The following is a 21,809-nucleotide window of genomic DNA, read 5'->3' on the forward strand; positions in this document are numbered from 1 at the left end:
GGAGCGTGAGCTGAGGATGACTAGGCATAATCTTGCTCCAAACGTTCGATGATCTGCTGGTGGTGCTCGGCGAGTTCTGCACTGAAATCACGCGGTGGTACGGTTTGGGGCACTGGTAAAGTCACAATTTGAGAAGCCGCTTTTTTATCACTGCGTGCATTCGCGCTTGACATCAGCAATAACTGATCACCAAGGCGTAATGCTTCTTGTGGATCATGGGTGATCAACAAGACGGTTTTGCCTTTTAATAACTTTGCCGACAGGGTTTGTAGCTTATGGCGAGTAACGGCATCTAACGCAGAGAAGGGCTCATCCATTAGCACGACGGGTTTGTCTTGCATTAAGGTGCGAGCTAATGCCACACGTTGACGCATTCCGCCCGATAGTTGGTTTGGACGAGCATGAATGTACTCGCTCAATCCCACTAAGACTAAGAGCTGGTGGGCTTTATCCTGTGCCGCTTTATCGGTTTGAACTTGATTAAATCGTAAGCTCAAACAGACATTTTCGAGTACCGATAACCAAGGCAATAACAGATCTTGCTGCGCCATATAAGCAACTTGCTCAGATAAAACAGTGTCGTTATCTGTTGTAAGTTGCCCATGCCAGGTCGCTTGGGAGTCCAATAATCCGGCTAGTAATCGCAGTAGTGATGTTTTTCCGCAACCACTTTTGCCAAGAATGCAGCTCCATTTACCTTTTGGTAAATGGAGATTGAGGTTGGAGAACAGTGGTGCCTCGTTATCGAGATAGCGAAGTTGGCATTGAGTCAAGTTGATCTCCATACCCGCACGAGTAGAAGCTAGCAGCGAGCTAGATAGCTGCTCTTGTTCAGAATGAGTATTTTGAATCATCGCTTATGCCGTTGGATCAAAGTGACCAGCAAAGAAGTGATGAACAGGGCCATGACCCGAACCAATTTCTAGTTCGTCGGCATGGTAAATAGCGTGAGAGATATAGCCTTTAGCATGGGTGACAGCTTCAACTAATGGGTAGCCTTGTGCCAAGAACGAGGCAATAGCGGCTGACAAGGTACAGCCTGTGCCATGAGTGTTTTGGGTTTGAATGCGTTGGGTGCTAAAACGGAAAACGTCATCAGCGGTGATAAGTAAATCAGTGCTGGTATCGCTGCTTTCTAGGTGACCGCCTTTGAGTAATACGTTTTTTGTATTCAAAGCGCGGAGTTCATCGATAAGGTTATCCATTTCTTGCTGTGATTGTGGAATAGCACAATCTAGCAAAGCAGCGGCTTCTGGTAGGTTGGGAGTAATGACATTTGCTAGTGGAAGTAGCTCAGCTTTTAGTGTTTCGATTGCATCTTGCTGTAGTAATAAGTCACCGCTGGTGGCAACCATAACAGGGTCGATAACTAAATGCTTTGGTTGGTATTGTTTTAACTTAGCAGCTACAGCCTTGATGATGTTACTGTCACTCAGCATGCCGATTTTGACAGCCTTGACATCCATATCGGTAAACACCGCATCAAGCTGTTGTTCAACAAAGTCAGTTGGGATGGACAGAATACCACTCACACCTAGTGTGTTTTGTGCGGTTAAGGCTGTGATGACAGAGCACGCATAACCACCTGTGGCTGAAATCGCTTTGATATCCGCTTGAATACCTGCACCGCCGCCACTATCAGAGCCGGCAATAGTCAATGTGATTGGTGTTTTAGATGGCGCTACCATAATTACCCCTAAAATATGAGACGCAGGGATAACAGGTGCCAAAGATGATCGAAACTTAGGATCAGGAAGAGGGCACTGCTGTTAGTTCCCTCCGCCAGTGTTAACTGGATCAGGTTCAACGGGTCCCGCTCAACAATACAAAGAGATGTACTTTGTATCTCGCAGTCTCAGCCCAAGGCTCCCCGACTAACATGCTTTACAGGATGAAGGTCAAATGACTCATCACTGAAAACTGACCGGATTATATAACTGAAAAGTGATAGTCATCCAGTCTAAATGTGAATTTATCTAATTCTGCCAGTTATCTGAGTACAGACGCGTTGGCATGATGAGCTGGATAGTGGGGAGCGGAGATCAAAAAAGGCTACCAAAGGTAGCCTACGTCATCTTAAGGGGGGAGAGGTGTAAAGGAAGCCTGATAACGTATTATCAGGCTTCAATCGAATGGTTAGTTGCTTGCAGATGCTTCAACGCTAATTAGCTTTTCGTTTGCTGCGCCAATGATGTTTTTATCATCTTTGTATACGAAATAGAACTTGCGTTCTTTTTCAACAATATCATCTTTTGCTGTTTCAATAACGACTTTATTATTGATTTTTAAAGCATTTACCAAGTTGTTTGGGAAATCTTTGATAACCATATGCTGACTGGTTTCATTACCTTTATGAAGTAGTTCAAAGCCAGAGTTATATTTTATTTCCTTTGCGGAAATGTAATTGTAATCCAGATTTTTTGTTAATTCTATAAATGCAGAATTATCATCGTTGTTTAAACGGGTTATTAAGTCTAAATAACCAATGAAGCTTTTGTAGCTATCATCGTTAGGATTAAATTTCTCTACCCATTTTCCATTAATAAGAACGTATATGTAGGGAGAACTATTGCCGTTCTTAGTAACATATTTAAAAGGAACAAAGTAGTGGTTAGATGAAGTGAATTCATATAACGGAATTAAGCCATAACTAATGGTTACTCCATTAGAACTTAACAAGTCGGTTCCTTTGTTTTGCAATACATTAATGTATTGGTTAGTTAAGCGCTGCTTGTTTTTGATGTCATAAACAAAAGCTTTTCCGCCATATTCTTTTGATACAAGGTAATCATTACTGAAGAATAACCATTCAGTACCTTTCGTATCAGGGAGTGTGATATATTGTTGGTTTGTAATGTCGTATGTTTTTACTTCACCATTTTCATTAACGATAAATTCATGACTAGCTTGGTTTATTATAGTATCTGCATATGGTTTAAGCGTGACTGTATTCTCTTGCGTGTTTTTATTGAAAGCACTGTCTTTAACATTATAGAGTCTATTTATAACAGAGAGTTTCATAAAATTAGTTTTAGGAATGACCTTGTCACCTTCTTTTAGTTCTATGATTTTCTGATTGGAACTACCAATAATGTATTTCTTGTTGAAACTATAATTATCATAGCTACACGTCACATTACCAATGTATTTATTAGTAAACTCTGTTGGAAATGATGAAAGAACAACAAGTTTTTGTCCGTTAGTTAATGGCTTAATATTAAAGTATGGGTTGCTATGAAAGCCATAAAACTTCTTGTTGTCTAATGAAATCGGGTCTGCTTTACAACCGAATTTAGCTGTAGTGTTGGTTGGGAATTTAAAGTCTACAACATTACCGTTCTTGTCATAATATTTAACAAGCTCAGCATCTGAATCACCCGTTTTGAATTTTGTAGCATAGTCAATATTTTTACCCAAGAAAGATTCAACTATATTTTCAACATCGTAGGTAACTTTCTGTTCGTCAAAGCTGCTTTCGGCGTCGCCGCCACCACAACCAACCAGTGCAATTGCAGCTGCTACTGGTAATACGCTTAATTTAAAGTTCTTCACTGTCAAAACCTTTTTATCACTAAATGTATGTTTTTAAAAACAAAGTGGGAGGCTGTATTTAACCCTCAACAGCCCCCCACAATGTAAAAAATTTCTTGTGATAGTCTATGATTTTGGATGTTAACTAGTCATGTTAACTTCTGTGAAGTTCTCTTAATTTGCCTAAATAGACATGAAGTGTGCTTGTTACTGGCGGTTTTTACCTTTTCTGTTGACGAAATAAAGAGGGAGAGATACCTGTATAGGTTTTAAATGCTCGAGTGAAGTTTGATGGATCGTTATAGCCAAGTTTTTGCGCAATATCAATAATACTATAATCCTTGCTGAGTAATTTAATAGCATGTTCATTTTTTTGTTCTTGAATTACTCTTTGAAAGCTAGTGCCGTGGTCTTTTAATATCCTTTGAATGTTTCTTTTTGAACTACCAAAAACTTCAGAGATAAAAGTAAGGCTCAAGTCCTCATGTTCAATAAAAGTATTAATGGCAACTTTTAGCCTGTCTAGTGAATCTGTATTGATTGTTGGTGTGATTTTCCCGACAGTGAATTTCTCTGCAATCGAATCAATATTCATCTTGATAGGTATACGACCTAATTCATGTTCTGTAAAAATAGTGCCATTGTTAGTCATTGCAACCATTGAATGAGGAGGAGTCATACTTGATGATAAATACAAACTATCAGGTTTCCAATTTTCACCTAGAAAGCGGCGAAGCACATTTAACAGAATAATTGTTCGGTGATACTCTCCTTGAGATGAAGCAAGCGTGTCTTTAAATGCTGATGTTTGATGGCAAATATAGAAGCAATCTTTTTTATGTTCAACCCAGATGTTACGATGTGAACCAAGTAAATATTGATTTGTGGTCACATAAAAGAAAAAGTCAAAAAAACTTTCAGATTCATTTAAACATTGCGTGAGATTAGGATGTATATGTGAGTAATCATCACTCACTGTTGCTTTTATGCCAATGTTATTGACCTGCATTCTATTGGCTATATCTGTGATTATTTTATAAATGAGATAGGTGGGGATATAGCTTTTTGAATGAATATGGTAGTGCGTTAATTTGAACTCATTAAATAGTTCGTTAGTGTTATAGCCTGAGTTTTTGTAATAATTGATAAATGGCAATAAAGACAAAGAGTTGTGTAATGGAAGCGTCGGAAGTGATTTTTTCATTGTCATTTTAATTATAAGTGATGAGTTCTTTATTTTTAATGTTTTGTCAATCACAAAATAGTTTCACTCGGATTGACTATGATACCCTATTTTTGTCACAGATATGAGTTAGCCCGAGTAAAATCTCGGGCTATGTAGTTACAGGTGTTAGTTATGTGATGAGGAATATACCGTAGTAATATTTTCACCTGTATTACCAATAATCATTTTCTTATTATTATCAATAATATAAAACGATTTATGCTCATTGTTTAATACCTGGTCCGACGTTTCTACTATGACCTTACCATTAATAACTTGTAGCCCTACAAAGTGATCTGAAAAATCAGAAATAGTCACCGGATTTACAGTTGTGCTTAGCATTTTACCAGCTACGAGGTCGAAACCGCTGTTTGAAATATTTTTTGCAGCAAAGTAACGGTTGTCTTTGGGGTTGATATATACGTTGTTATCATCGTTTTTTGCGATTGACGCAGTATCTTTTAATGCGGCTTTAAAGAGCTTGTACCACATCTGGGTTGTAAAGTTGTTCGACTTCACCCATTTGTTATTTTCCCAAAGGTACAAGCTTTTGTCATTACCGTAGTTTTCAGACACGATTTTGAATGGAATGCCGTACTTGCTGTTATCGGCAGTATCAATACTTGGCCATATTCCGTAGCTGAGGGTAGCGCTTTCCACATTTTTGATATTTGTATCAAGGTTTTGCATTACATCGATTGAAGCCGCTGAGACTGCTTGTTTCAATGCAACATCATAGACAGTGACTGTACCACCATGTGGTTTAGACATGATGAACTTATCACTGAAGTATTGCCAGTCTTTGCCCTTTGTTCCTGTTAGCAAATCAAATTGGGCAGTATTGTTGTTATAAGTTTTTACTTCGCCGCTTTTGCTAACAATGTACTCGTGACTAGCATAATTGAAAGTGGATGAGTCGTAAGGCTTAACCAGTAATTTCGTATCTTTAATGTTGGTTAAAGACTCATCATTTAGTAGGCGATTAGCTGTTGAAAGCTTAATGAAATTGGCTAATTCAACGACTTTTTCATCTTCACCAAGTGTTGCAATGTGTTGATTTGAATTATCAATAATATATTGTTTTGAATATGAAAAGTTACTGTAAAAACAGGCCTTTTTCCCAAAGCTAGCATTGACAAAAGACTGTGGCAACGAGTCAAAGTTCACCAAGCGAAGTGAATTACTCAGAGGGATAATGTTGAAGCTAGCGCCGTTGTAGTTGATGTCACGGTTGTTCAGGTCGAGTGGTTTAGCACTACAATTATATTTAGCAACGGTGTTGGTTGGGATCTTAAAATCAACGACATTACCATCTTTATCATAGTAATTGGTTAATTTACTCGCGTATCCTTTTGTTTTATAAGTCGCTGAGTAGTCAACGTTAGCATTTAAAAATGCCTCCACAAGATTTGCATTTTCATAGGTGACTTTTTGGGTGTCATCAGTTAGCGAGCTTGAACTATTACCATCATCTCCGCCGCCACAGCCAATAAGCGCGGTAGAGATTATTGTTGATAAAATGCATGCATTTAGATTTTTCACTTAGCTTAAACCTTCTTAATTTACTTCAAAATCATTAAAAGATGTCATTAGTAATAATTCCCCCAGATAAACACTGTTGCTTTTAAAACTATTACGACACCCAAGTTATTGTTTTATTTATTATTCAGGCTGTATAACCTGATTGAAGTTGTTGTGATTGGTGTATCAAGAAGCTGGTCATTTTATGTATAAATTTATTAATATCCTGTCATTTTGTGCCACAAATGCGGTTTTCTATTCTGGTGGGATAGTGGATAAGTAGGTTTTTCTTGTATCTATTGCGATCGGTTTGCAGTACGAGGCCATAAAAATCAGCTACTTATTGAAAGCAGTAAATGTCTTAAGGGGGGGCTGGCTATGATCAAAAAAAGGCTACCCGAAGGTAGCCTTAAGCTAGTTGTTGTATGGGCTCTCGTGCATAGCCACAAGGTTAGTTTTGGTATTTGCTGTCATCAATCTCAAGCAGTTTAGCAATACCTGCAGCATAAGCAGGATCAGCTTTGAAGCAGTGTTTTAGGTGACGGATCTGAATAAATTCAGGCACGCCATGTAAGCTTCGTGCAGTGTTATCAAACAATGCCTGTTGTTGCTCGGTATTCATCAAGCGGAATAGATCGCCCGGTTGGCTGAAATAGTCATCATCTTCACGGTGATCCCAATGCGCTGCTGCGCCTTCCAAGCTTAATGGCGGCTCAGAAAAGTCCGGTTGTTCTGCCCATTCGCCTTGGTGATTTGGTTCGTATCCGATGGTGCTACCGTGGTTACCATCTACACGCATTGCACCATCACGGTGGTAGCTGTGAACAGGGCATCGTGGTGCATTAACCGGAATACTATGATGGTTAACACCTAAGCGATAGCGCTGTGCATCACCGTAAGAGAATAAACGACCTTGTAGCATTTTATCTGGTGAGAAGCTGATCCCTGGCACCACGCTTGCTGGGTTAAATGCCGATTGTTCCACCTCAGCGAAAAAGTTCTCAGGGTTACGGTTTAGCTCAAGTTCACCCACTTCAATCAGAGGGTAGTCTTCGTGTGGCCAAATCTTAGTTAGGTCAAACGGGTTGTAAGGGACTTTGCTTGCGTCGTCTTCTGGCATGATCTGTACATAGAAAGTCCATTTAGGGAAATCTTTGTTATCAATGCTTTCTAGCAAGTCGCGTTGGTGACTTTCGCGGTCTTGACCAATAAGCTTTTCGGCTTCTTCGTCGGTTAGGTTTTTGATCCCTTGTTGTGACTTAATGTGGAATTTAACCCAGTAACGCTCATTATCTTTGTTGATGAAGCTAAAGGTATGGCTACCAAAGCCATGCATATGGCGGTAAGTCGCAGGTATACCACGATCACTCATCACAATGGTAACTTGGTGTAAGGCTTCAGGTAGTGAGGTCCAAAAGTCCCAGTTGTTTGTTGCGCTGCGCATGTTCGTACGCGGGTCGCGTTTTACCGCATGGTTTAAATCAGGGAATTTAAGCGGATCACGTAAGAAAAATACCGGGGTATTGTTACCCACTAAATCCCAGTTACCTTCCTCGGTGTAGAACTTAATTGCGAATCCACGAATATCACGCTCTGCATCGGCTGCACCACGTTCACCGGCAACTGTGGTGAAACGAGTAAATAGTTCGGTCTTTTTACCAATCTCAGAGAAGATTTTCGCACGGGTATATTTAGTAATGTCGTGGGTGACCGTGAAGGTACCATAAGCACCAGAGCCTTTGGCGTGCATACGGCGTTCTGGGATGACCTCACGGTCGAAGTGAGCCAGTTTTTCTAAAAACCAAACGTCTTGCAGTAATTGAGGGCCGCGTTTGCCCGCCGTTTGCACGTTTTGGTTATGAGCAACAGGACAACCCGCTGCCGTGGTTAATTTTTTACTCATGATATTCCTTCCTATGATGTAGGTAATGGCTTGATTTATGTGACAAAAATGAATCGCACTGATCGTGATATGAGGCATGTCACTTCAAGTCTTCCAAATGAGTATAGGTGGCATTTATCAATAGTTTTAATCGTTTGTTTTTATTCTATCGATAGCTTTTGTTTATCAAGTGACGAGTGAATTTTGCTATGTGATTTGAATGTGGGATTGTGCTTGTTTTAATTATGTGGGAAAAGATGAAAGAAGAGGTATGGCAAAAGCGGTGGTGAAAGTTAGGAAATAGGAAAGCATAAAAATCAGTACGCTTTCCTATTTGTTGAAGGTTGTTGAGAACAGTGCTTTTAGAGAGTCAGCTAGCGGACCGTGTGGCGCTGGCTACGTTTTTCTAAACGAGAGAAAAGTAGTGATAGCCCTAAACATAGGATTAAATACCCAGCACCAACCAGTAACCAGATTTCAAAGATAAGCCCCGATGAGTTAGCGATTTCGCTGCCAACAAAGGTCAGCTCTTGAATTGAAATCAAAGAGATAATCGAAGAATCTTTTACTAGAGAGATAAACTGACCCGCCAGAGGTGGCACTATTCCGGCTAAGGCTTGCGGGAAAATCACATAGCGAAAACGATCCCAGCTTGAAAGCCCTAAAGAGTTAGCGGCTTCCCATTGTCCTTTAGCGATATTATCGATACCAGAGCGAACTATTTCCGCTATGTAAGACGCAGAAATTAACCCTACACACAACACACCTGAGAATAAGTTTTCCCATAGTGCCGCAGGGCCAAACAAGAACGCTTGTAAGGCATTGGCTTCACCTTGGTGATGACGAAGTGTATCGGCAAGGCCTAGCGCAGGGACTAATTGGCTTGAAACGAAAAAGTAGAAGATAAACACAAACACCAAAGGTGGAATGTTTCTAACTAGTTGAATATATGCCTGGGCTGGTAAACGAAGTAGGGTGATGGATGAGCGTCTCGCTAAGCCCAACACTAGTCCAAGGGTGCCAGCAAATAAGATCCCCCACAGGCTTAATCTGAGTGTGGCAATTAAACCTTGGAAAAAGTAGGGTAGTTCACCTGCTTTGCCTGAGGTAAAAATAAGCTCGAAAGCCCGCGACCAATTCCATTGGTAATGGATACCGACTGAAGAACGATAACCGAGCCAAGCAACGAAAGTCGCTATGATAGCCAATAGAATGAAGTCTAAGGTATTGAGTTTTTTCCATGCAGGCACTTTAGGTGCCTGCATGATAGATGTGTCAGTTGATGCCAAGATTATTGTCCTTCGGCAACATCATTTTGCCAATCAAGGGTAGTGAACCAGTAGTCGTGACGTTCTTTCAGCCAGCCATCTTCGGTACGAAGTAGGATCCAGTTGTTGAAGAAATTAAGAAGATCGAATTCACCGTGACGAATGGCGAATGCTTCTGAACCGCGATCTAAACGTTCAGTGAGTGGAATGTAGAGCTTTTCATTGTACTGAATAGCCATTTGTTCTGGTTTTGGTGAAGATGCGAGTACTGCATGTGCATTGCCATTTAACACTTCTTGGAAGGCTTGTGCTTCATCGTCGAATTGACGTAGCTTGGCTTTCGGGAAGTATTTCTTTGCAGTTTGTGCAGTGAAGGCACCACGACGAACAGCAAGGGTTACGCTGCGCTTATTGAAATCGGTAACCGCTGTTTTGTCACCAGCCGTGGTTTTATTTGCAGCAAGCTGCACGCCTGAGTGAGCATAAGGAGAGGTAAATAGCACGCTCATGTTACGTTGAGGCGTGATCGATAAACCGCCGATGATGACATCAAATTTACCCGCAAGAAGTGCTGGAATAATGCCATCCCATGCTGTTGGAATAAACTCCACTTTTAATCCTGCATCTTCGGCAAGACGACGTGCGACATCAACTTCAAAGCCGATAAGCTCGCCTTGTTTGTTACGCATCGCCCAAGGCACAAACGTTGAAAGACCAACACGTAGCGTGCCACGCTCTTTGATTTCGACTAAAGCGGTTTTGTCAGCGGCTAAACTCGGCATGCTGGCAAAGAGCAAGGTGATAACAGCGACAAAAGTCGCGAGTAACTTTTTCATGAATCCTTTCTCCATTTGTAAAAAACTTTCATTCTGATATTGCTTTGAAACATTAAAATTAATGACTAGGTACGTTGAGCCTGTGACCTAGCCAAGCGGCGAACCCTGATAACAGCAGTGTGATGCAAAGGTAAATGCCTGCCACGGTAAACCAAACCTCAAAAGGCATTGCTGTATCTGCGACAATATTTCGTCCTTCAGTCGTTAAATCAAAAATAGCCATCACACTGACAATAGAAGAGTTTTTCACTAAAGAGACCGCTTCGTTTGTGAGCGGTGGCAAAATTCGGCGGATTACTTGTGGCAAAATGACAAAGCGATAACTGTCTTGAGTTGATAGTCCAAGACTTTGGCTGGCTTCAAATTGCCCTCGTGCAATGCTGGTTAAGCCTGCTCGGAAAATTTCAGCAGTGTATGCGCCTTGAAATAGTGACAGTGCTAGTACGGCGGTAGTGAATCGCTCTAAGCCCAGTACAGGACCAAAGACGAAATACAGCAGGTAGATTTGCACTAGCAGCGGAGTGTTTCGGATCAGTTCGATATAACCGCGCCCCAAACCTCGTCCGACGATAGAGTTAGAAAGCCGAAGTAGGGCGGTTGTAAGGCCAATGAGCAGGGTAAAGACGAGGCTAACAGCTGAGATTTGAAGAGTAACGATTAGGCCTTCTAGCAATTCTGCAGGGAACCATTCGCCGTCTTCGACAAACCATAGGTATTGAGAAATGCGATACCATTGCCAGCGGTAGTTCATGGCTTCAGCACCGCTGTTTAGTAGCCAGAAAAGCGCAATGGCAACAACAGCGATTTGTAATGCACCTGATAACACAGGTTTTAAGATACGAAAGCCCGTTGATGTGAAATTTTTCATACGCGCGATTAGTAACTCAAGATTTGTTCGAGGAATTGCTGTGTACGGCTATGCTGAGGGTTATCGAATAGCTGAGCAGGTGGAGCAACTTCGACAATTTCCCCTTCATCCATGAATACCACACGATCAGCCACTTGACGTGCAAAGCCCATTTCATGGGTGACACACACCATAGTGATCCCCTCGTTGGCGAGTTCTTTCATAACATCTAGCACTTCGCGGATCATTTCAGGATCCAGTGCCGATGTCGGCTCATCAAACAGCAAAATGTCGGGCTTCATGCATAGTGAGCGAGCGATAGCGACACGTTGTTGTTGGCCACCAGAAAGTTGAGCTGGGTATTTGTCGGCTTGATGGGCAATGTGTACTCGTTCTAAATATTCCAAAGCTAACGCCTTAGCATCAGTGTCAGAAAGTTTCAAAACACGTTTAGGCGCAAGGGTTAAGTTCTCAAGTACCGTTAGGTGAGGGAAAAGGTTGAAGTGTTGGAAAACCATACCGACTTTGCCGCGAATGGTTTGCAAATGTTGCTTATCAAGCCGTTTTCCTGCGACTTCGATTGCGCCTGTATCGTAGTTTTCTAATCCATTGATACAGCGAATAAGTGTGGATTTCCCCGAGCCAGAAGGACCACAGATAACTAAACGCTCACCGCGCTGAATGGTTAAGTCGATAGACTTCAAAGCATGGAAGTTGCCATACCATTTGTCTACTTGCTGAAAAGCAATTAAAGGGTGTTGAGCCAACCGAAGTCCTTAATTTATTTTAAAATTGTTTTGGTCATGTTATTGCTTTGAGGTCAGTTTTTCAAAGATTGACGCCCTAAATGGCTAAGAAAAGTGCAACTGAGCGCAGTATTTATCATTTATGTGAAATTGGTATGACCAGTAGGGTTCTAAAATGCAAACTGTAATTATCTTTCAATTACTATTTGACAATCAGTCATGAGGCGATAAGTTAAATCAACAGGCTCAGAAATACTGGATGAATATAAAAGCACTCTTTTGGCCTTAATAAGAAGAGATATTCTTTGAAGAGATGCTAATGCTGTAACACGGGAAGTAACCAATGCATAAGACTGATGACGTTCGCATTCGCGAAGTAAAAGAACTATTACCACCTGTTGCCGTGCTGGAAAAATTCCCAGCGACCGAAACGGCATCTGAAACCGTATACCAAGCCCGTAAAGCCATCCACAATATCCTGAATGATAACGATGACCGCTTGTTGGTCGTGGTGGGACCTTGTTCGATTCATGACACTGAAGCGGCAATTGAGTACGGCACCAAATTAAAAGCATTACGTGAAGAGTTAAAAGATAAGCTTGAAATCGTGATGCGCGTATATTTTGAAAAACCACGTACCACTGTGGGTTGGAAAGGCTTAATCAACGACCCATACATGGACGGGAGTTTTAAACTCAATGACGGTTTGCGCCTCGGTCGTAAGTTACTGCTCGATCTTACTGATATGGGTATGCCAACAGCAGGCGAATTCCTCGATATGATCACACCCCAATACATGGGTGATTTAATTAGCTGGGGTGCGATTGGTGCTCGTACTACGGAATCTCAGGTGCACCGTGAGTTAGCTTCTGGTTTGTCTTGTCCGGTTGGTTTCAAAAACGGCACCGACGGTAATATTAAGATTGCGACCGATGCTATTGGTTCTGCAAGTGCACCACACCACTTTTTGTCTGTTACCAAGTATGGCCACTCAGCGATTGTGTCGACAGCTGGTAACGAAGATTGCCACATTATTTTGCGTGGTGGTAAAGAGCCAAATTACAGCGAATCGCACGTTAACGAAATTACAGAACAGCTTGAGAAAGCTGGTCACCGCCAGAAAGTGATGATTGATTTCAGTCATGCGAATAGCTTGAAGCAATTTAAGCGTCAGCTTGTGGTTTCAGAAGATGTGGGTTCACAAATTGCTAAAGGTAATAAAGCTATCTTTGGCGTGATGATCGAAAGTCACTTGGTCGAAGGTCGTCAAGATCTTGCGGAAGGTGAAAAAGGGACTTACGGTCAGAGTGTGACAGATGCTTGTATTGGTTGGGAAGATACAGAAACTGTTCTTCGTCAACTAGCAGCAGATGTAGATAAACGTCGTCACGCTTAAATTACCTGGAAAGCATGAATTCAGTGCTTTAAGCCAGATTGAAATATCAACGCCCAGCTTTTTAGCTGGGCGTTGATATTTCAGCGTTTAGCAACCTACTTTCGTGGGTGGCTATTATTGCGTGCATCTATTGAGGAGGGTAGTTCTTAAACATTTCTGTAATTTGCTCATCGATAAACTTTTCACGTTCATCCGGAGACATGGTTTCTTTTAGCTTGCGTTGTGAAACAGAGCGCCACACCACCTGCTTATTGTCATTTTCGATCATTTCTACAATTAATTTACCGTACTTATATTCACGGTAACGTGTCGGTGTGCTGACCCCAACTCCGACATTACTAAAGCCATAACCAAAGCCAAAACTGGTTCCTGATGATTGGTAATCGGATTGGCTTTCGATCGCGTGGCGAACCGTGATGTCGGAAGTTGAATCAACGGTTAAGCGCATTCCTTTTGCACTGAGCTCGCGGTTAATGGCATTTTCAACGCGAGCGCCATCAAGAGTGGTGGAGTCTTTATCGCCAACGGCTGCGTATTGGTAGGTTTTGAACTGGTTGTAATTTGCTTGTTTATCGTAGTCAGTTGAAACATCGGCACTACAAGCCACTAAGCCGCCGAATAATAGAGCTGAAATAAAGCTAGGTTGCAGAAGCTTCACGTTACCACCTCGCGTAAATGAGCATTGCCTGATTTAGCTGCATTATTTGTCGTGCAGTGTTGAATATCAGTATCTTAAATTAACAGGTGCGATTAGATTCAGTATAGCACTCGTCAGTTTTACGTGTGGTGGGAGAGGTGGCGACTCACTTGAGTATTTATCTGTCTTTCCAGTTTCGGCTACAGCAGTAGCCATCATTAAACTCAACATAGCGAGCCTCATACAGGCGATCTTCATGGGTGTTTTTACTGCAATGAGGAAACTGGCAATAGATGGTGTAGTCGCGGTGAAGACCGTTATCTAAGAAAGCATCTAAAATCGCTTGAGTGTCGGCAATTAAGACTTTTTGTTCCATTGGACTTTCCTATACAGCGATAGTGGCGATGCAAGATCAAAGAAAAGAGTATTAAGAAAGTATTGATGACGAGATGATAAAAATTGTCTCATCATTAAGACGAAAGCTGAAGTGGTAAGGTAATCCTGAAAGCGTTTAGGAAGGGAAATAGAAGGAGAGGTTTTAGCGCTACATCAACAATATTTGCCGACATAGCGCTGTTAGCGGTTAGCTTAAAATATATGCCTGTAAGCGTCGGTCAATTTCTTCGACCAATGAAACACCATCAACATTGTGTATGTTTGGTGTCTCGCAATTAATGATTCGAGGTAAACCGCGCTGATTGCCGTCGAGCAATAAATGACGGTGTGAATGAGTAAAGTCAAACACCAGTCCCTGAGCTTTGTCTTGCTCAGGAATGTTGTAGTAACCACGCCCTGAAACACGGAACTTTAGACTCATAGGGTAATTACTAAGCGCTTGTTTAGCATAAGCCTGAGTGAAGTTCTTCACGGCAACTTCATCATCAATGAGCTGTTTAAAATGAATCGTTGGCTCATAAATTGAGTATTCATTTTGTTTAGCAAAACGCTCGAAATAATTGATGAAACTGCGGCTGGCAGTATTAATTCGTAAATTTTCATCAATTAAGCCGTAAGGAAGTTGACGTAACCGTTGTTCTTTCAGTTTTGCTAAGCGGAATTCATAGTCTTCAATCGAGTGAATTGTCGCTTGCTCTGAGAGAGACTGCTTTTCGCGCAGCTCCAACTTTGCCTTGGTGTATAGCTCACGAAGGTTATTGGGGAAAAACTGCGTGTTGTAAGTCGTATCAAAAAAACCGCTTAGCTTAATTAGCGAATTCCAAAGCTGCGGCGCATAGTGATCGATCAACTTTTCAGCCTGTGAATGATAAGCGGCTGGGATCTCTTGCAGCAACTCTTCACGGTTTACGTAGGCACAGCCATCGCTGAACGGTGTGATAAGTTCTCGCATTTCATCAAATCGGCTGCACATCGCACGAGGTTGCTGAATGTAGCTGAATCGAATGTCATACGCCATTGGGTGGTCATCCGAATCAAGTTCTCTAAACGCGGATTGGAAAGCATTGCGTAGCTTGGTAAAGCGTTTTCTCTCCGTTTGGATAGCGTCTGAAAGCGCTGTGATCTCTTGCTCGTATTCATCTTGTGGTGTTTTCAGAATACGGATCTGGCGCTCAAGCTGGTCAATACTCTCAGAGTAATATGCCACTTGCTCATTGATCTTGAGTTGCTTGGCTTGCGCGATCGCGTTGACCTTGGCGATATTGGACGCGTACTGAGACGTTGTTTCATCAAGAGCATCAATAAACACCTGAGCTTCGCTTAGCTCAGTGGACTGAAACAAGATTTTCAGGCTATTCGCTTGTTCAATAAATTTAGGATTCGCTAACCAGTGTTGGTCGATCAGCGAAGAGGCGAGCTGATGAAAATCATGGAAGATCTCAGGGATCGCCAATGGGTTTTCCTGCTCGGTGATCACATACCCGAATGAGGATGCATTAAATTTGTTCACTTTCGCCACTTGGAGTGACTCAAGATCGAGTTTGTTGTCTGCCTGACAAGCGACGAGGCTACTAACCGCCGCAATAATCCCTAATTGCCGTAAACATTTTTTTAGCATGATGATTACATAAAATCATTAGAGTGAGAGCAGTTTACTCAATTGATTGCACTGTGCAATCGTTTTCTATTCAACACTGTTCCACATGCGCAATTAATCAGCATGTTATATTCTTAGTTAATATTTAGGTCTAAAGTTATTCTTACAAGTATATTGAAGCGAGTTCGATGCCGTAGCGGCATAAATATAGAGTAAACAATCTAGATTTAACATCGAATATGTAAAATCACAACAAGGAAGCATGTGATGGAGTGGACAAGATTACGTGTAGAAGAAAATAGCGGGATCGTAACTGTAGAATTACACCGACCAGATAAGTTGAATGCCCTTGATATCACCATGTTTGAAGAGCTAGATAAAATCAGCTCAGCTCTTAAAAAGCGCCGTGATATCCGTGCTGTTATTTTAAAAGGGGCTGGGGGAAACTTCAGTAGTGGGCTTGATATTAAAAGCATGGCAACCGCTAAGTCTTCAATGTTGAAGTTGTTGGCGAAGTGGTTACCGGGTAACGCAAATCTCGCTCAGCGAGTATCTCGAAACTGGCGAGCGCTACCAGTGCCTGTTATCGCTGTGCTCGAAGGTCGCTGCTTTGGAGGCGGCTTACAAATCGCGTTAGGGGCGGATTTCCGTTACGTTACTGCAGAAACTGAATTGTCGATCATGGAAGTGCGTTGGGGGCTGGTGCCTGATATGGCTGGACTGCTTAGTTTACGTGAAGTAGTGGGTCGCGATGTGGCAATGCAATTGACTATGACTGGCGAGATCATTTCTGGGGAACAGGCTCACGCATTAGGTTTAGCAACAGCAGTTGTTGATGATCCTATGGCTTGTGCTGTAGCTTTCTGTCAAAAAATCTCGCAGGCGTCGCCCGATGCCATTGCGGCAATTAAGCATTCAACTAACAAGAGTTGGTTAGGATCTGAGCGTATGCTGTTAGCACGTGAAACCCTAAGCCAAGTAAGACTTCTTCTTGGAAAAAACTTTTTTATTGCTGGTAAACGCCAACGTAAACAGCTTAAAGGTGAAACGGCGAGCGATATCGATTATCAGCAGCGTCAGTCCTTTTGGTAAACACTGTTTTGGAAAGTGCTTTTTTGGAGATAGGTACCGCATGTTCAACGATATTTCGTTCCTTGCTAGCCATAGGTAACTTGATGTGGCATATAGGTTTATATGTTAATCAAAGGAAGAAGGTGAGATGTGTTAAGTCAAAAAGATCGTGATGCCATTAAGTTAATTGGGTTTGTATGCTTACTTTGTATTGTTGTGCATATCATCAATATTGCGATGCGTGGAGCGCTGAACGATTACGGTCTGTTGCCTCGCCATATTACACATATAACAGGTTTAGTTGCGTATCCTTTTCTTCATGGCTCTTGGTCTCACCTTATTAGTAATCTTATTTCATTCTCGGTGCTGGCATTTCTTGTTGCACGTTCGGGGAGTGCACGCTTGATTGCGGTTATCGTGATCACTTGGGCTGTTAGCAGTATTGGGGTATGGCTGTTTGGGCGCACAAGTTTCCATATTGGTTTAAGCGGCATTGTTTACGGGCTTTGGGCGTACTTGATCACTTATGCTTTTATCTTTAGAAGCATTAAATCAATCGTGATAGGCGTGATTGTGATGTTTTTCTACGGTTCTATGGTGTGGGGATTTTTGCCTGTGCACCAGTGGATCAGCTTTGAAAGTCATCTTTTCGGTGCTTTAGCCGGTATTCTTGCCGGTTTTCGTTTTGCCCGTCGCGATAAGTCGAAACAAATTGAAGTGGGGTAAGGAGTATGTTGATTACCTTTCATTGTAAAGCCAGTGCGGATATCACCATGTTTGGTGATGTTGCTAAGCAATTACTGCATTTGATGGGGCAAGGTGAAAATGTCCCTGGAGTCATCGAGTCAAAAGACATTCCTACGGCTCTGGCTAATTTAGAGCGTCACTTGTCACGTCTACCTGCACAGCCAGAGGAAGACCCTGATGTTGACGAAGATGACATCGACTACGAACCGCCAATCGGTCTTGGTACACGTGCCATTCCGCTGATTGCGATGCTAAAAGAGGCGCAACAGCAAGACTGTTTCGTGATGTATTCGAGCGAGTAGTGCTTCCATCATGAATAAAACCACAGCTAACTTAGGTGTTTTGGCTGTGGTTTTTAGTGATTAAACTGAAACAAAACACAACATGATTCGACTCTGTGATAGACTGCGCCGCTTGATTGCCACAAATTACCGAGAGTTTTCATGTCATTCTCAACGCTTGGATTAAGTGATCCAATTCAACAAGCTATTGCTGAAATGGGCTATGACGCCCCAACGCCTATTCAAGAGCAGGCGATCCCTGTTGTGCTTAATGGACGCAACCTGATTGCAGGTGCGCAAACGGGTACGGGTAAAACAGCAAGCTTTGCGCTACCGATTTTAAGCATGCTGGACAGTCAGCAAAAAGTACGTGGTAAGCGTATTCGAGCTTTGATTTTGACGCCAACTCGTGAACTGGCAGTGCAGGTCGAAAAGAATATTCAGCAGTACAGCAAGTATTCAAATCATTCGTCTTTAGCGATTTACGGTGGTGTAGATTCCGCAGCACAGAAAAAGCGCTTGATTCAAGGTGTTGATATTCTTGTGGCAACACCAGGTCGCTTGCTTGATATGTGTACGCAAAAGGCGATTCACTTTGATGAGCTAGAAGTGCTGGTATTAGATGAAGCTGACCGTATGCTTGATATGGGCTTCATTGAAGATATCAACAAAATCATTGAGCGGTTACCGCTTGATCGTCAAAACCTGTTGTTTTCTGCAACCTTGTCTAAGCAAGTTCGCGCACTAGCAAAAACAGCGATTGCTAACCCAGTTGAAGTTTCAGTGTTAGCTGATGCCAATGCTGCACCAAAGATTGATCAATGGTTGGTGACAGTAGATAAAGATCAAAAATCAGCGTTATTGAGCCATCTTATTAAAGAAAATGATTGGCAGCAGGCGTTGATCTTTATCGAAACTAAACATGGTGCCGCCAAGCTAGTTTCTCAGCTAGAAAAGCGTGGCATTGTAGCTGAAGCGTTCCATAGTGGTCGCAGCCAAGCGATTCGGGAACAAGTGCTACAAGATTTTAAGTCAGGTGAGCTGAAGCTATTGGTTTCTACTGGTGTTGCTGCGCGTGGTATTGATATCGATAACCTTGAGCGCGTTGTGAACTACGATTTGCCATACCCTGCAGATGAGTACGTGCATCGTATTGGCCGTACCGGTCGTGCAGGTGCATCGGGTGAAGCGATTTCTCTGGTATCAAAAGATAACTTCAAAAACCTTTGTATGATCGAAAGCCGCTTAGGGCATTTAATCACTCGTAAAGTAATTGAAGGTTTCGAGCCGCGTAAAGAAGTGCCGATTTCAATTCTAAATTATGTGCCGAAGAACAAGCCAAAACCATCGGCGAAGAAATCTAACGATAAATCTCCTGAGGTTAAGTTAGAGCGTGGTGCAGGTGCTAAACGTCGAAATCCTGCGCCTAAGCGACGTCCACGTCGTGGTGCTAAACCTCAAGGAAAACCACAAGGTCGCTCGCAGGCATCTGAATAATCTGAGCCTCCAGCAGGCACAACTTATTGTAACAAAGGCAGCTATTTAGGCTGCCTTTGTTGTATTTGGCTGTGTTGTATTACCTCAGAGTTTATGAAGCTTTTATCAGTAATTGATTATTTTGATGGTGACGATAAATAAGCTGATTTGTTGCAGGTGGCGCTTGGGTATATAACGCGCATCCTTCTTTTGGATACGAGCGATACCGCCATCATGCAAAAATTAATCGATGCTCTAGCAACTCATGGTTACTACATTTGGGATGACTTTCTTTCTGAAACTGAAGTAACAGCGCTGAAAGACTGTATTCCAGAACAATGGAAGAAAGCCTGCATTGGTCGTAATGATGAAGCAATGCGTGAGTCTTCGATTCGGAGTGACAAAATTCAATGGCTAGCGCCAGATCAAGGTGCGCCTGTGGCTGATTTTCTTGCTCGTATGGAAGTGATTCGAGCAGAAGTAAATCGCTATTTCTATCTTGGGCTTTTTGAATACGAAGCACATTTTGCTAAGTACGAAAAAGGTGACTTCTACCAAAAGCACTTAGATTGTTTTCGTGGTAACGAAAACCGCCGCTTAACGACAGTGTTCTACATGAACGATGAGTGGTCTGAGCAAGATGCTGGCGAGCTGGTAGTTTACGACTTGGATGATAATTTGATTGCTAAAATCCCGCCTAAGTCTGGTCGTCTGTTTGTGTTTTTGTCGGAGCAATTCCCTCACGAAGTGTTACCGACCAATACACCGCGTTTTAGTATTGCAGGTTGGTTTAGAACCAATGGTGTGACAGCTAATAAACTCGATATCGCGCAGTAATTCCGGTTGGTATGAGCTCATTATTTAGAGGTATTATTAATCTTTAGAATGGGCTCTTATTTTTGAGTATTGCGTCAGTATTTTTTACACCTCTCATAGTAATACTATATCATTGCCAATATAAAACCTTATTAAACATGTACTTACTGTGGTTTTGGTTGTTGGTATATATCTTGTATTCCTCTTTAGTGCGAACCGAAATGTGAAGAAGAACTTTACATACTGCTCTTGAAAGGGGAATTAAGATGGACTTTAAAAAAGGCCTTATAGCAACAGCAATTATCTGTAGCTCACTAGTAGCCGCGAATGCTCAAGCTGCAATTTTGGATATCTTCGATGGATCGGGTGCTGGTGAAAACCGTGCTGATTGGGAAGCGGCTGTTGGCGCTTTTAGTGAAGAAGACTTTACTGGCTTTAACAATGACGGCAGTGAAGATTTCGTGATTACGGCTCAAGGCGGTGGTCATACAGACTTTGGTTTTGCCAATGATCGTCTCAATGACCGTTTAGTGTCAGGTAGTAGTACAACGATTACTTTTGATTATCCTATTCTCGCTTTCGGTGCAAATTGGGATTTATCACCAGCGGGTCAAGGTTTGGGTATTGAAATCACGGCTGGTGGAACCACATTGACAACAGAAATTCCTGCAAACTTTACAGGGCAATTCTTTGGCTTTACCTCGGACATGGAGATTAGCTCAGTTGTTCTTCGTTCAGGTAGTCAGCCTGGGATAGCAGAAACCTACAATGCTGATAATTTTGTGTACAAGGTACCAGAGCCAGCATCACTTGCATTACTGGGCATTGGTTTAGCAGGATTAGGCTTTAGCCGTCGCAAGAAAAACAGTTAATGATTTCTGCTAGAAAAATAATAGAACTGCCCACATTATGTGGGCAGTTTTGTTAGGTAGCTGGTATTACTGCTGGGACTGCATTTGATATTGTTTTGCCATTTCAACGGCAATTTCAGTTTGTCTCGCCGTGAGCTCCTGTACGCGTTTCATGTCTTTGTCGGTTAAATCATTTTTGGTCATTAACTGATTGAGCTCTTTTTCAATCGCTTTTAGCTCTTTCTGTTCCGGTGTTGCCAAGCTTTCATCCGCTTCAATCGCTTGTTGCCATTTATCGATAGTCGCTTGAGAAACATCGAAGCCTTTCTTTAGCTCTTGGTTGGTACAAGTTTCGAGTTGTTTATCAAGGCCGCTATCCATTTTGCTCATGTCTTTGCCAAGATAATGCTTGTTCATGCATGTGCTAATCGCACCAGTGGTGATAGCTTTGACTTGTTCTGGGCTTTTTCCCGACAGGGACGACAATTTTGAGAGGTGACCGCTTCTTTCCATATCGGTACTGATCAACGTAATCATCTGATTAATTTGTTCTTTGGTTATTATCATGGACTGAGCCTGAACCCCAAAAGCACATAAGCTGATAATGAGCGCGGCAAGTTTACATTTCATCATTGATACCTCTTAAATATGTACGGTAAGCAAGATAGCAAGGGCATTTCGTGCT

Annotated in this window: 21 protein-coding genes and 1 riboswitch; of the genes, 7 read left to right on the top strand and 14 right to left on the bottom strand. The window is 42.1% G+C overall.

Annotated elements, in window-relative coordinates; all coding sequences use genetic code 11:
* Positions 1-20: 20 nt before the first annotated feature.
* The 10 genes from A3K86_RS21155 to A3K86_RS21200 all read right to left on the bottom strand — a co-directional run bounded on the left by A3K86_RS21155 (position 21) and on the right by A3K86_RS21200 (position 11,877).
* Positions 21-785: an ABC transporter ATP-binding protein gene (locus tag A3K86_RS21155; protein ID WP_068337144.1), complete on the bottom strand. Its 765-nt coding sequence runs from the start codon at positions 783-785 to the stop codon at positions 21-23.
* Positions 786-857: 72 nt separating this feature from the next.
* Positions 858-1,688 carry a bifunctional hydroxymethylpyrimidine kinase/phosphomethylpyrimidine kinase gene (gene thiD / locus A3K86_RS21160; protein ID WP_068336275.1) on the bottom strand — a complete coding sequence of 277 codons (831 nt, stop codon included), beginning with the start codon at positions 1,686-1,688 and terminating at the stop codon, positions 858-860.
* A gap of 69 nt (positions 1,689-1,757) precedes the next feature.
* Positions 1,758-1,883, bottom strand: a riboswitch (TPP riboswitch).
* 253 nt (positions 1,884-2,136) lie between these two features.
* Positions 2,137-3,552 (bottom strand): hypothetical protein, encoded by a 1,416-nt coding sequence (locus tag A3K86_RS21165; protein ID WP_068336277.1) that lies wholly within the window; start codon positions 3,550-3,552, stop codon positions 2,137-2,139.
* A gap of 199 nt (positions 3,553-3,751) precedes the next feature.
* Positions 3,752-4,789 carry a helix-turn-helix domain-containing protein gene (locus tag A3K86_RS21170; RefSeq protein ID WP_068336280.1) on the bottom strand — a complete coding sequence of 346 codons (1,038 nt, stop codon included), beginning with the start codon at positions 4,787-4,789 and terminating at the stop codon, positions 3,752-3,754.
* Positions 4,790-4,882: 93 nt separating this feature from the next.
* Complete coding sequence (locus A3K86_RS21175) at positions 4,883-6,298, bottom strand: hypothetical protein (RefSeq protein ID WP_068336282.1); 1,416 nt, start codon at positions 6,296-6,298, stop codon at positions 4,883-4,885.
* A gap of 430 nt (positions 6,299-6,728) precedes the next feature.
* The gene (katE2, locus tag A3K86_RS21180; RefSeq protein WP_068336286.1) at positions 6,729-8,180 is read right to left on the bottom strand and encodes a catalase KatE2; all 1,452 of its coding nucleotides are present in this window, start codon (positions 8,178-8,180) and stop codon (positions 6,729-6,731) included.
* A 353-nt stretch (positions 8,181-8,533) separates the two neighbouring features.
* A complete protein-coding gene (locus A3K86_RS21185; RefSeq protein ID WP_068337147.1) occupies positions 8,534-9,424 on the bottom strand; it encodes an amino acid ABC transporter permease in 891 nt (296 codons plus the stop codon).
* A 26-nt stretch (positions 9,425-9,450) separates the two neighbouring features.
* The gene (locus tag A3K86_RS21190) at positions 9,451-10,263 is read right to left on the bottom strand and encodes a transporter substrate-binding domain-containing protein (RefSeq protein WP_068336291.1); all 813 of its coding nucleotides are present in this window, start codon (positions 10,261-10,263) and stop codon (positions 9,451-9,453) included.
* 58 nt (positions 10,264-10,321) lie between these two features.
* Positions 10,322-11,131: an amino acid ABC transporter permease gene (locus A3K86_RS21195; protein WP_068336294.1), complete on the bottom strand. Its 810-nt coding sequence runs from the start codon at positions 11,129-11,131 to the stop codon at positions 10,322-10,324.
* Positions 11,132-11,139: 8 nt separating this feature from the next.
* A complete protein-coding gene (locus A3K86_RS21200; protein WP_068336297.1) occupies positions 11,140-11,877 on the bottom strand; it encodes an amino acid ABC transporter ATP-binding protein in 738 nt (245 codons plus the stop codon).
* A gap of 322 nt (positions 11,878-12,199) precedes the next feature.
* On the opposite strand from A3K86_RS21200, the gene aroG reads away from it, so the two are divergent.
* Entirely contained in the window at positions 12,200-13,252 is a 1,053-nt protein-coding gene (gene aroG, locus A3K86_RS21205) for a 3-deoxy-7-phosphoheptulonate synthase AroG (RefSeq protein WP_068336300.1), read from the top strand.
* A gap of 127 nt (positions 13,253-13,379) precedes the next feature.
* On the opposite strand, the gene A3K86_RS21210 is transcribed toward aroG, so the two are convergent.
* The 3 genes from A3K86_RS21210 to A3K86_RS21220 all read right to left on the bottom strand — a co-directional run bounded on the left by A3K86_RS21210 (position 13,380) and on the right by A3K86_RS21220 (position 15,903).
* A complete protein-coding gene (locus tag A3K86_RS21210) occupies positions 13,380-13,910 on the bottom strand; it encodes a DUF4136 domain-containing protein (RefSeq protein ID WP_084406715.1) in 531 nt (176 codons plus the stop codon).
* Between the two features lie 157 nt (positions 13,911-14,067).
* Positions 14,068-14,265: a hypothetical protein gene (locus A3K86_RS21215; RefSeq protein WP_068336303.1), complete on the bottom strand. Its 198-nt coding sequence runs from the start codon at positions 14,263-14,265 to the stop codon at positions 14,068-14,070.
* A 207-nt stretch (positions 14,266-14,472) separates the two neighbouring features.
* Entirely contained in the window at positions 14,473-15,903 is a 1,431-nt protein-coding gene (locus A3K86_RS21220) for a hypothetical protein (protein WP_068336306.1), read from the bottom strand.
* Positions 15,904-16,149: 246 nt separating this feature from the next.
* Here A3K86_RS21220 and A3K86_RS21225 point away from each other — a divergent pair, with 246 nt between their 5' ends.
* From A3K86_RS21225 to A3K86_RS22895, 6 genes are all read left to right on the top strand, one after another.
* Positions 16,150-16,974 (top strand): crotonase/enoyl-CoA hydratase family protein, encoded by an 825-nt coding sequence (locus tag A3K86_RS21225; RefSeq protein WP_068336308.1) that lies wholly within the window; start codon positions 16,150-16,152, stop codon positions 16,972-16,974.
* Between the two features lie 129 nt (positions 16,975-17,103).
* Complete coding sequence (locus A3K86_RS21230; RefSeq protein ID WP_232322037.1) at positions 17,104-17,679, top strand: rhomboid family intramembrane serine protease; 576 nt, start codon at positions 17,104-17,106, stop codon at positions 17,677-17,679.
* A 5-nt stretch (positions 17,680-17,684) separates the two neighbouring features.
* Positions 17,685-18,002 (top strand): DUF1840 domain-containing protein, encoded by a 318-nt coding sequence (locus A3K86_RS21235; RefSeq protein WP_068336311.1) that lies wholly within the window; start codon positions 17,685-17,687, stop codon positions 18,000-18,002.
* 141 nt (positions 18,003-18,143) lie between these two features.
* Positions 18,144-19,478, top strand: coding sequence for a DEAD/DEAH box helicase (locus A3K86_RS21240; RefSeq protein ID WP_084406716.1), 1,335 nt, complete (start codon positions 18,144-18,146; stop codon positions 19,476-19,478).
* 213 nt (positions 19,479-19,691) lie between these two features.
* Positions 19,692-20,294 (top strand): 2OG-Fe(II) oxygenase, encoded by a 603-nt coding sequence (locus tag A3K86_RS21245; protein ID WP_068336315.1) that lies wholly within the window; start codon positions 19,692-19,694, stop codon positions 20,292-20,294.
* 245 nt (positions 20,295-20,539) lie between these two features.
* Entirely contained in the window at positions 20,540-21,145 is a 606-nt protein-coding gene (locus tag A3K86_RS22895; RefSeq protein ID WP_068336318.1) for a PEP-CTERM sorting domain-containing protein, read from the top strand.
* 66 nt (positions 21,146-21,211) lie between these two features.
* On the opposite strand, the gene A3K86_RS21255 is transcribed toward A3K86_RS22895, so the two are convergent.
* The gene (locus tag A3K86_RS21255) at positions 21,212-21,757 is read right to left on the bottom strand and encodes a hypothetical protein (protein WP_068336321.1); all 546 of its coding nucleotides are present in this window, start codon (positions 21,755-21,757) and stop codon (positions 21,212-21,214) included.
* Positions 21,758-21,809: the final 52 nt, after the last annotated feature.

Origin of the sequence: Photobacterium jeanii, assembly GCF_001650345.1 — a bacterium.
GTDB lineage: Bacteria > Pseudomonadota > Gammaproteobacteria > Enterobacterales > Vibrionaceae > Photobacterium > Photobacterium jeanii.

What these genes read in the sequence shown, in the direction of transcription:
- A3K86_RS21155 (WP_068337144.1), bottom strand. Translation starts at nt 785, where the DNA reads ATGGAGATCAACTTGACTCAATGCCAACTTCGCTATCTCGATAACGAG.
- thiD (WP_068336275.1), bottom strand. Translation starts at nt 1,688, where the DNA reads ATGGTAGCGCCATCTAAAACACCAATCACATTGACTATTGCCGGCTCT.
- katE2 (WP_068336286.1), bottom strand. Translation starts at nt 8,180, where the DNA reads ATGAGTAAAAAATTAACCACGGCAGCGGGTTGTCCTGTTGCTCATAAC.
- A3K86_RS21185 (WP_068337147.1), bottom strand. Translation starts at nt 9,424, where the DNA reads ATGCAGGCACCTAAAGTGCCTGCATGGAAAAAACTCAATACCTTAGAC.
- A3K86_RS21190 (WP_068336291.1), bottom strand. Translation starts at nt 10,263, where the DNA reads ATGAAAAAGTTACTCGCGACTTTTGTCGCTGTTATCACCTTGCTCTTT.
- A3K86_RS21195 (WP_068336294.1), bottom strand. Translation starts at nt 11,131, where the DNA reads ATGAAAAATTTCACATCAACGGGCTTTCGTATCTTAAAACCTGTGTTA.
- aroG (WP_068336300.1), top strand. Translation starts at nt 12,200, where the DNA reads ATGCATAAGACTGATGACGTTCGCATTCGCGAAGTAAAAGAACTATTA.
- A3K86_RS21215 (WP_068336303.1), bottom strand. Translation starts at nt 14,265, where the DNA reads ATGGAACAAAAAGTCTTAATTGCCGACACTCAAGCGATTTTAGATGCT.
- A3K86_RS21220 (WP_068336306.1), bottom strand. Translation starts at nt 15,903, where the DNA reads ATGCTAAAAAAATGTTTACGGCAATTAGGGATTATTGCGGCGGTTAGT.
- A3K86_RS21225 (WP_068336308.1), top strand. Translation starts at nt 16,150, where the DNA reads ATGGAGTGGACAAGATTACGTGTAGAAGAAAATAGCGGGATCGTAACT.
- A3K86_RS21235 (WP_068336311.1), top strand. Translation starts at nt 17,685, where the DNA reads ATGTTGATTACCTTTCATTGTAAAGCCAGTGCGGATATCACCATGTTT.
- A3K86_RS21240 (WP_084406716.1), top strand. Translation starts at nt 18,144, where the DNA reads ATGTCATTCTCAACGCTTGGATTAAGTGATCCAATTCAACAAGCTATT.
- A3K86_RS21245 (WP_068336315.1), top strand. Translation starts at nt 19,692, where the DNA reads ATGCAAAAATTAATCGATGCTCTAGCAACTCATGGTTACTACATTTGG.
- A3K86_RS22895 (WP_068336318.1), top strand. Translation starts at nt 20,540, where the DNA reads ATGGACTTTAAAAAAGGCCTTATAGCAACAGCAATTATCTGTAGCTCA.
- A3K86_RS21255 (WP_068336321.1), bottom strand. Translation starts at nt 21,757, where the DNA reads ATGATGAAATGTAAACTTGCCGCGCTCATTATCAGCTTATGTGCTTTT.